Source organism: Flammeovirga sp. OC4 (assembly GCF_000812565.1).
Classification (GTDB): Bacteria; Bacteroidota; Bacteroidia; order Cytophagales; family Flammeovirgaceae; genus Flammeovirga.
Genome location: NZ_JTAM01000157.1, coordinates 1 through 1,660, shown reverse-complemented (window position 1 = coordinate 1,660; position 1,660 = coordinate 1). Strand labels below are relative to the sequence as shown.

At 37.0% G+C, this 1,660-nt stretch carries 1 protein-coding gene and 1 pseudogene; both read right to left on the bottom strand.

Going from position 1 to position 1,660, the window contains the following annotated elements; all coding sequences use genetic code 11:
* Positions 1–312 (bottom strand): annotated as a pseudogene (locus tag PL77_RS29695) (hypothetical protein); the annotation flags it as partial.
* Between the two features lie 5 nt (positions 313–317).
* The gene (locus PL77_RS29690) at positions 318–1,466 is read right to left on the bottom strand and encodes a head maturation protease, ClpP-related (RefSeq protein ID WP_044213635.1); all 1,149 of its coding nucleotides are present in this window, start codon (positions 1,464–1,466) and stop codon (positions 318–320) included.
* Positions 1,467–1,660 lie beyond the last annotated feature (194 nt).

The window sequence follows — 1,660 nt, the reverse complement described above, 5'->3', positions numbered from 1 at the left end:
ACCGTGCTGTGTTGCTTTTTCCTTGATCTTATCATAAGAAATAGCATACAATTCATCGTCTGTGATCTCAGTATTTTCCGTTTCGATTTTTCTCAAAACAATAGTGACATCACCATCAGCAGATTGATTGGTTGCAATAGGATAAACTGTGTTATCAATTAACACCCCGGGATCTGCTCCAAGCTCTGTAAGGTGAATTACAGAATTGCCTACCATTTTTGACTTGTCAGGAATTTCTGCTAAAAATCCTGCATCGGCTCTCATGTGCTTTTCAACTGCACCCGTCCAAACTTCTTTATATACGCCTGCCATAATTCTTATTTTTCAGGTTTAACGCCAAATTGATTTTCATACAAAGCGGAAAACTTCTCAAAGTCTTCGTCTACCATTTTTTCCAGCTCGTTTGGAGCTTTATCTTGATAGTCTTGGAAAGTCCACGTCGACTTATCTTCTGACTTACCTTTGCCTGATTCCTCCATTTGGTCTTTGATTGTAGGACGATTAGGAGGTGTAGGGTTAGCAGAATTCAAGATTTCTTTCACAGAAGTAAAACCTTCTTCTGTTTTGCAGAGATCATTATAAAACGCTCTTTGCGATTCTTGAATTTTACCTGAAGCTTGTGCCTGATCAAGGAAATTTTTTACAACTTCTTTTTGACGATCTTTTTGAGCTTTTTCCAAATCCTCTAGCTTCGCTTTCAATCCTGCATTCTCAGATGTAAGACCTTCAGCATACGCCAGTAATTGCTCTCCCAATTCGTCAGCTGTAGAAGCTACAACTCCCTTGAAGTTCTTTGCCATAATTTTAGCAATGATTGTTTCCTTCATGGTACTTTTTACTTTTGGTATTATTTCTTTTGAATAATTAGAGAAGTAATTCTGAAACGAATCCTTGTTTCCTTTTGCTTGCAATAGAGATTTAGGAATCTCTAAACCTTTTTTGTCGATCACTCCATCTATTAAGCCCAATTCTTCACACTCTTTTGGTGTGAGCCAGTGATCTTTCCCATCCATGAACTTTTCTATTTCTGCATGCTTATTTTCGGGCATTTTATCCTTGTAGTGCTCATACAGTTGAGTAGATACGGTTTCAAGGTTTTTAGCCATTTCACGCATTACATGCGAATTACCGTATGCACCTGCCAAGGCTTCATGGATCATTTGATAGGTGTTTTTATACATATACACCTCATCACAAGCAAGAAGTAATACTGTCCCCATAGATGCAGCAACGCCTTCAACATATCCTTTCACTTTCAGATTAGAATTTCTCAAGACATTGAACATTGCTAAGCCTTCAAAAACTTCACCTCCATAGCAGTGCATGTACAGATCCAACTCTTCGTAATCATCATCAAGTTCAGCAATTTGATTACTGAAACTTAAAGCATTGTTACGCCCCCATACGCCAATATCACCGTATAGCCTCGCTTTAACTGTTTTGCCTTTTTTGGATATGATTTTCATTGTACATCTTATTACTTTCTCTAAATAATTTCGTGACTCAAATATTTTAAGATCACTTTAAAGCATTGCTAACTTTTCCGTTTTTTCGGCAAAGTACGCCGAAAATTGAGCAATGAAATCAACCCATTTATTATTAGATGTCATATTTGATGCATATCAAAACATAAAAAAATGGCACTAAGCAAAGAGAAGAA

What these genes read in the sequence shown, in the direction of transcription:
- PL77_RS29690 (WP_044213635.1), bottom strand. Translation starts at nt 1,466, where the DNA reads ATGAAAATCATATCCAAAAAAGGCAAAACAGTTAAAGCGAGGCTATAC.